This is a genomic window from Verrucomicrobiia bacterium (genome assembly GCA_035629175.1).
In the GTDB taxonomy this organism is placed as follows: Bacteria; Verrucomicrobiota; Verrucomicrobiia; order Limisphaerales; family DASXHY01; genus DASXHY01.
Genome location: DASPIL010000002.1, coordinates 1 through 7,528, shown reverse-complemented (window position 1 = coordinate 7,528; position 7,528 = coordinate 1). Strand labels below are relative to the sequence as shown.

General features: G+C 56.5%; 5 protein-coding genes. 4 read left to right on the top strand and 1 reads right to left on the bottom strand.

From position 1 onward, the window contains the following. Positions 1–231 precede the first annotated feature (231 nt). Entirely contained in the window at positions 232–2,409 is a 2,178-nt protein-coding gene (locus VEH04_00530; protein HYG21236.1) for a TonB-dependent receptor, read from the bottom strand. Positions 2,410–3,770: 1,361 nt separating this feature from the next. Between VEH04_00530 and VEH04_00525 the strand changes: the two genes are divergently transcribed. The 4 genes from VEH04_00525 to VEH04_00510 all read left to right on the top strand — a co-directional run bounded on the left by VEH04_00525 (position 3,771) and on the right by VEH04_00510 (position 7,283). Then, positions 3,771–4,055, top strand: a complete 285-nt coding sequence (locus VEH04_00525; GenBank protein ID HYG21235.1) for a hypothetical protein — start codon at positions 3,771–3,773, stop codon at positions 4,053–4,055. 1,269 nt (positions 4,056–5,324) lie between these two features. Next, complete coding sequence (locus VEH04_00520; protein HYG21234.1) at positions 5,325–5,471, top strand: DUF892 family protein; 147 nt, start codon at positions 5,325–5,327, stop codon at positions 5,469–5,471. A gap of 998 nt (positions 5,472–6,469) precedes the next feature. Further along, the gene (locus VEH04_00515) at positions 6,470–7,075 is read left to right on the top strand and encodes a hypothetical protein (protein HYG21233.1); all 606 of its coding nucleotides are present in this window, start codon (positions 6,470–6,472) and stop codon (positions 7,073–7,075) included. A gap of 85 nt (positions 7,076–7,160) precedes the next feature. Continuing rightward, positions 7,161–7,283, top strand: a complete 123-nt coding sequence (locus VEH04_00510; GenBank protein HYG21232.1) for a hypothetical protein — start codon at positions 7,161–7,163, stop codon at positions 7,281–7,283. Positions 7,284–7,528: the final 245 nt, after the last annotated feature.

Below are 7,528 nucleotides of genomic sequence, written 5' to 3'. Positions count from 1 at the left end.
CTCCCCTCGCCTGCGACGCAGGAGCGGGAGAGGGGCCGGGGGAGAGGGTGCTCTGATTCATTCTGCAGCGTGATGTCATTTTCAGGTTTAAACACTCCTCCTCTCCCCAGCCCTCTCCTCCGCTCCGAGCGGAAGAGAGGGAGCTACGAATGACCCTGCACAGGTACGCATTGCCGCAGCGCTGATCCTTGTGCATTTGGTTGGCGTGAGCGATTTTGAAACGACTTTATTTTAAAACCGGGCCGTCAATGCGACGCGAAACGAAATTGGATCGACTGGATGGAAGTGGCGATCATTGTATCCGCCCTCGACCGGACCTGCACCTTCGCCAGCCAGACGCGAGGGGTAATAATACTCGATCTCATTTTCTTTGCGATCCAGCAGGTTGAACGCTTCCACCGCAAGGGTCCAATGCTTGTTGAAACGGTAGCCTGCGCGCGCACTTAAGAGAATCGTTTCAGCAGAACGAACACTATCGTCTTCAACCAACGGACGCGGCCCAAAATAGCGAAGGCGCACCCCGCCAAAAAATCCGCGTTCGCCCTGCTGTTCAAGCGTGATGCCCGCCGCGATGACGCTTTCAATCGACCCAGGAATGTGGTCTCCAGACGGATCGCTATCCCGAAACTCAGCGTGCGAAAACGACATGTCCCCATCGAACGCCAGCCATGGCACGGGCTTGTAATAGTTGGCCAGCTCAACCCCGTAGCGGCGGCTGGGACGGCTCGCTTCCGTCGTCCCCGCGTCTCCGACAAAGAGCAATTCTGAATCGCTGTCCAGCCACCAAACAGAAATTGTGCTTTGCAGGCCGGAGACCGCCGTGTTTCGAACTCCTGCTTCCGCGCCGTACGTCCGCACCAGCGGATCAGCCGGATCACCCGGTGACGCGACGCCGCGGCCGTCATTGCTATGGAATCCAAGGCCGCCGCTCAAATAGAATTCAGTCTGTGCCCAGGGCCCAATGATGAGGCTGGCCTTCGGACTCACAATGGCATCGTCCTCCCCGCCATCGTTTGCCGCATCGTTGCCATCCACATCGAAGTGGTAGTAGTCCGCACGCAGACCGAGCACAGACCGGATTTTCTCATGCCAATGAATTCTGTTTTCAAAATAAGGCGACACGCTGGTTTCAAAAACCTCATCGCTCCGCGTCACTGCGGGAATCACGTTTCCTTCGTGGTCGAGCTTGTCGGTGCGTCGCCGGTTAACCGTCTGAAACAACCCATTTTCGATGGAGTCGCTGCGGAGCTGAAGACCAATCGTGTTCTCCATCTCTCGATCAATCCATTGGCCGAAGAATGTGTGACTCGCCTTCACGCCGCCCACCCAACGCTTGTCCTTCTGTTCAAACTGGTCTCCTTCGGGACTGGCGAGGAAGTATGTGAAGTCGCTGAACAAATCGAGATCGTAGTAGAAACCGTATGCCATGACCTTCGTGGCGGAGTTCTCATCCGCGCGATGCCACTCAGCACTCAGCGAATAGCGATGGGAATCGCCCCCGTCGCTGGTGTTCAAGGAATCAAATCGATTGAAGGCAGGCTGGTCGAGAGCCCGCCGCGCAATTTGATCGGTCGAGTTCCAATCGCCCGCATACGCCATTCCCGTCACGCTCCAGCCAAACGCGTTGTCGCCCTGGCTGAAACGGAGCACCCCGTTGATTCTCCGGTAATCATCGGGATTCTTCCACGGCCCATCATTGTGAAATAGTTCCAACCCGTAGAGAAGCTGACCCGCGCCGACCTTTGGAGAGGAAACAAACAATCCGCGCGCATATCCGAAGCTGCCGCCCTCGACTTGCGCAATGCTTTGCTCAAGCGAACGGAAATACTGCAGATCGGCAGCGCCTGCCGACGAAAAATCACCCAACTCAGCGTAATAGGGTCCTTTGTGGAAGTTCACCCTCTCGACCAGCTCGGGAATGATGAAGTTCAAGTCGGTGTAGCCTTGTCCGTGTCCATGTGTCGGCAGATTCACGGGAACGCCATCGACACTCGTCGCGAAATCGGTTCCGTGATCCAAATTGAAACCGCGAAGGAAAAACTGGTTCGCTTTCCCGGCGCCGCTGTGCTGCGTGATGATCAATCCGGGAACAGTCTCCAGCACCTCGCCGGGGCGGGACAACGTGCGTTGGTCAAGTTGCTCCGCGCCCACCGTCCCTTGCGATGCAGCGTCTGCAATGCCGATAAGACTATCGGAGCGCCCGCGAACCACGACTTCAGGAAGGCGGGTCTGCTCATTGAATCCGTCTCGAGCCGGGCTGCTCGCCGGCGCCGGGTTCTCCTGCCCATGAACGCCGCTGCAAGCCATGCACATGAGGGCAACGGTCGTTGCGCGGGCACCCGCCAGAGGGTTGCGCCGCACAATGCTCTTCCTTCCCACCCGAACGTCTGATGATGCTTTGTATTTCATGAAACTGTATTTCAAATTGATGTGAACTCGCTGCGACCACGGCTTTCCTGCGCGGATTGTTATTCGACCCAGCGATGTATAAAGACGCCGTCTCAAGACGTGAACGCGACAGGCGATCACGCGTCGGTTGCCCGTCAGGGCTGATTCCTGGATAGTCGGATGGAGGAAGAGCCTTCTCGTTCGTTCGCACAGTGAGGCAAGAGCGACGACCATGCCAAGCACGGCGTCGTGTTCACACTCGCGAGCTGCGGGAACGAAGCGAGCTAGCCCTGCCAAAACGGCGGGGCACGAGAGGCCGTTTGCGGATCCCAGAAAGCAATTTTGATTGGGTTGGGTTCTCCACCGGAAACGTACGCAATTGCAAGGTGCAGCGTTGCGAGAACCGGAGACTCGAGCAACACCTCCAGCAAGCCATTGGCGACCGTTTGCGCGAGGCTGTCATGGTGATGCTCTGGAACTTCTGGCGAAGAAGATGAGGAATTTGTGCTGCGGGTTGGTCCCCCTCTCTTCCACTCGGAGTGGAGGAGAGGGACGGGGAGAGGAGCAACTCGATCAAATGCCCTAACCCCGCCCGGGCGCCGAGAGGGAGCAAGGACAGTTTCGAGAAGCGCCCGCCAGAACCTTGAAAGCAACGGATTCGAAAACGCAAAACCGTGATGGTGCGCCACCGAACGTTCCGGGTGCGAGTGTTCGTGGGGAGGGTGCGCAGAGCTGTGGTCGTGCGCATGCGAGCGCGGGTGGCTGTGTCCGTCGTCAATGGAATGGGAATGCTGCGATGCGTGCGAGTGGCGAGCAGCAGTCGGAATGAAAATCCCCGAGGCGCCCGCGTGGATGTGCGAAGGTCCCTGATTCCCATGCTCGACGAGCCGATGCAAAATGGGATTCGTCCCGATCGCGCCAGCAAGCGCAAAGCAAAGCGTTAAATACCATCCGATAAGTTGTTGCAGCCGCCGCTTCACAAAGTCTTGGGCTCCGCGTGATTCGCGCGCCAGGTTATACGTTCGAACGACTCGAATGCAGGCAACAAAAAAGCCGCCTGCGTTTGACAGCTACGGGTTCGTGTCCCGCCATTGCCGTCCCAGGTGGCTGACGATCGGTGTAATGAAAGGGTAACGACTAAACAAGATCTGATTTTCGCTTTTGACGCGAAGCGGCACTCAATGCGGTCCTTGCCTTGAATCACCACGACGGCAAAAAGCCAATCGCGTCGATGGCAACCAGTTTGAAATGAACCTTTTTGATTTCGTTGCAGAGGAAGATTTGAACGGTCTCGAGAACAATGTTGCAACGTATCTAGACAGACAGGAACGGCTTTATTTCTGGTTCCGAAACCCGGCTCGGATTGATTATTACGTCCAGGGATGGAAGCGGCACCGCATTTCGCCGATTTTATTTTCACTCTGCGCGATGACGAGGGGTCGAAGGAAGCATTCCGGGAAGTCTTCGTCGCCGAAACCAAGGGCCTGCATCTGAAGGGCAGCGCGGACAGCGAATACAAGCGGTCGGTGTTCGATGTCTGTAACGACCACGTGCCGCTCACCATCGCTGCGGCAAATGCTGCCCACTTCTCAAAGCGATCGCAGTCATTTTACACGAAGGGCAGAATGTCCCTGGCGTCAGCCGTATCCGTGAAAAAGTTGGCATAGATGTGAAGTGACTCCCAGCGGATGGGACCCATCAGCCGTCCGATGCGCCCTGCCTGTCGTCGGACAAGACCTATCAGCCGCCGGATGTCACGCTATTGCCGCCGGATGTCACCCAGTTGCGGCCGGATATCCCCGAGTTGCACCGGATGTCAACGACATGCGCGCGGATGTGAGGCCTGCGCTGCAGGATTGCCCCGGGATGCGGCGTGCTGATAGGTCCTGTCAGACGCCTTGGACGTTGCCCCCGCGTCTGGAACCCAACATCCCAGAACTCCGACCGAATGCAGCCGAACAAGACCTCTCTGCACGCGAATGAGACCTCTCTGCACGCGGATGAGACCTCTCTGCACGGGGACAAGACCTCTCTGCAGCCGGATGTTTCATATTTCCTCGGAAATAAGCACAAAAACAGGCGCCGATCATCCGCCGGCCGAGACCCCTCTGCACGCAGACGAGAGCTCTCTGCACGCGGACGAGAGCTCGCTGCACGGGGACGAGACCTCTGTGCAGCCGGGCGGGACCTCGTTGCAAGTTAACAATAAGTCGCTCAAGTCCGCGGAGACCTCCCTGCAATCGGCGGAGACTATTCATCCGTCGGCTGCGATTTGTCATCCGCCGAAGGATACGGAGCGGCTGCCGGTTGGGACTGCCCATTCCGCAGCGAACCCTTTCATCCGAAGGCCGCGATGCCAGCCCGTTAAGATTGAGGCTCGTGTTCGCCGCGGAGGTTTTTGCGCAACACTCAAGTGCTACGACTGCCGCCGAACCGCAGCTCGCCGTTTCGGATCGTCCTCCCAAAGGAGCTAAGCGAGATCACGCCGTCAGCCAAAGGGACGCCAACTTCTATTTAGCCCACCTAAACCATGGCAAAGGATCCGCCCAAATGTCTTCCTCCGCACCTTTGCGGGCTCCTGTTCAACGCCCCGTCCCGCCGGCAGCAAAACGGTTTCAAGCAAAACCTGCGCATTAGCAGGGATTCGTGTAGTGGTTAAAATCAGAAACGCCTCATGGGAAAACATTGAAAAGGAGAACGCAGAGATAACGGAGAAAACAACGCAGGCAAGATTTGCAGCGGCTTTATCCCGATTGCGCGGAACTCATTCGCACAGCAACGTGTTCGCATGATAAAACGAACGAAATCTCAAAAGGGCGGCCGAGGCGCTGCCTCGACCCAACCCCCAGTCCGAAAATAATGATCTGCGTGAATTCTTCCTCGACGAACTTGCAGACGTTTGCAGCCCCTAGAAACAGCTTCTGAAATTGCCACTTATGGGACCCCTCTGTGCCTGGGCTGAACAATTGGAAGGATCCGATATTGCCGGCACTTTGAAAGAAAACCTGGCGGAAGAAAAAGCAGCCGACGAGATCCTTACCGGTATTGCTGAAACTCAGGCTAATCCGAAAGGGGACAGCTAACTCTATCTGTTCTGCGACGGCGTACGCCCCTGTAATCCCATAAGAGCGTTTCTGCAAAAGAACAGGGGTGCACCCTTCGTGGAAAGGGACAGATCGCTCAGGAGCAACCAAGCCAGTTTGCCTTCCACGACGCAGCCGCGCGGCGGGTTTTGCCCTTCGCCAGAATTCCCTCCCGGCAGCACGTTTATTTTCTTCACGGAACCTGCTCTAAACAATCGGTGCGTTGCAGCGTTATCATGCCGTCAAATCCCACATCTTTGTCAGTGTCATTGGTGCACGAGCACGTCATATAGAAGAACGCCTGGGAAGTTGCATAAGAGCTGTTCCTCCAACTCGTGCTTGGCGGCTCGATTGTTATGAGGATGGGTCAAACCACCATTGCAACCTAATGGCTTGAATCGTTCTTTTGCGCAGGTCATCTGCCTCCTCGCGCATGGTCTAAGTTGTGACGCTCGTATGGATTCTTTGTGGCAAACGCATTTTTTCCAGGCCGCGGATGAATCTTTGGCTGCATCTAACTCCTTTTTTTGTAACACATGACAATAATATGGCAATTAGTAATCTCTTTCTTATGTTGTGCGTCAGGCACTCGGGCTGTGTCCTGTTTGCGTCCAGTTACTGTATTACGAGGATGGGGTAAAAATGACATTGGATAAGGTTAGTCGCGTCTGCCCATGTTTGCGGGCATAGCTGCCGAAATCATAGCGTCGCGGTCCTAACCAGCGTTCTTTCAACAACTTGGCGAATCTGACGACCTTCCGGCTGGCCGTCCTTTTCGCCACTGTTCCGGTTGGCAAGGGTTATGCATTATGCGGCCCTCAAGGAAATAGCCGGGCTGCCTCGAGGGCCGGCCGAGTCCCCCACGGTAAATCAATAATCAGCACAGAGATGTGCTGTGTCCGCCGGGCTTGAGGATCCGTCGTGTTGATGGATCGACGGTCGAAGGACTGTTCGCTGGACGCTCAGCTTTTTGTTGGCGGATTGTCGGTCCTGTTCGTATGAAAATTAAAGTAACCCGCCGTTTCCCGCGCCTCACCACCGCGGCTCTGGAAATGCTCGCCAAGAGCATCTTCACTGCATTAACCAATAACCCGGCATTCCCTGCACCGTTCGTGCCTCTGGACAAGTTCCTGGCGGCGTTGACACGGTACAGCGAAGCACTCGTAGCCGCGCTCAACGGCGGACGCAAGGAAATCGCAGAGCGCAACGAGGCCCGCAAGGAGCTTGAGCAAATGCTCGGGCTTCTCGCGACCTATGTGGAAAATACGGCTCCCGACCTGCCCACGCTGTTGACCTCCGGGTTCCAGCCGGCAGGTGTCCCCCGGCCAATGGGAGATGTAACCAAACCCGTCATTCAAACCGTCGAGAACACTCAGACCACCCGCATGGCGGTCCGTCTGCAGACAGTTCCCGCCGCCCGTGCGTATGAGGTTCGCATGAGCTACGGGACAAATGGCTGGCAGGTTGTCGGGATCTTTACCCACCCTCGCAAGATCGTCCTGACCGATCTCACCCCCGGAACGACCTACACGGTCCAGGCGCGTGCGATTGGAAGCAATGGCACCAGCGAATGGAGCGATCCGGTCTCGCGCATGTCGCTGTAAACAGGGGACACTGGGGAACGGAAGGCGGGTTAAAATGCACGCCGCCTTCCTGTTCCCCGCGTCCAAACTTCAATTCGATCAGCAAATGAAATCGAAACGGAAATCATGGGTTGTCGAACGCAGCGCGATCACCGGACAGTTTGTAAAGGCCGGGACGGCGAAGCGCCACCCGCGCACCACGATCATTCAGCGCATTCAGCCGCGATAACCGATGATCACTGCTCCGGCGATCTTCGCCGCAGCCCACCACACACGGCTGACGAGCAATCGTCAGCCGCCTTCCTGCAGAAATTTCCTCTAAAACGCACAGAAGTGGACAGTGACGATTATTTTTCACCAGTAATGCCAATTAAAAATCACCAGTGAGCCGGTAGCATTTGGCAGCGAGTTGGAGGCTGGCCGCAGGCCAGCCCTCCTCAACTCGGCAGCCAGATGATTACCCAACAACAATAC

Excerpts from the sequence above, each read along its gene's own strand:
- VEH04_00510 (HYG21232.1), top strand. The coding sequence starts at position 7,161 with ATGAAATCGAAACGGAAATCATGGGTTGTCGAACGCAGCGCGATCACC.
- VEH04_00530 (HYG21236.1), bottom strand. The coding sequence starts at position 2,409 with ATGAAATACAAAGCATCATCAGACGTTCGGGTGGGAAGGAAGAGCATT.
- VEH04_00520 (HYG21234.1), top strand. The coding sequence starts at position 5,325 with ATGGGACCCCTCTGTGCCTGGGCTGAACAATTGGAAGGATCCGATATT.
- VEH04_00525 (HYG21235.1), top strand. The coding sequence starts at position 3,771 with ATGGAAGCGGCACCGCATTTCGCCGATTTTATTTTCACTCTGCGCGAT.
- VEH04_00515 (HYG21233.1), top strand. The coding sequence starts at position 6,470 with ATGAAAATTAAAGTAACCCGCCGTTTCCCGCGCCTCACCACCGCGGCT.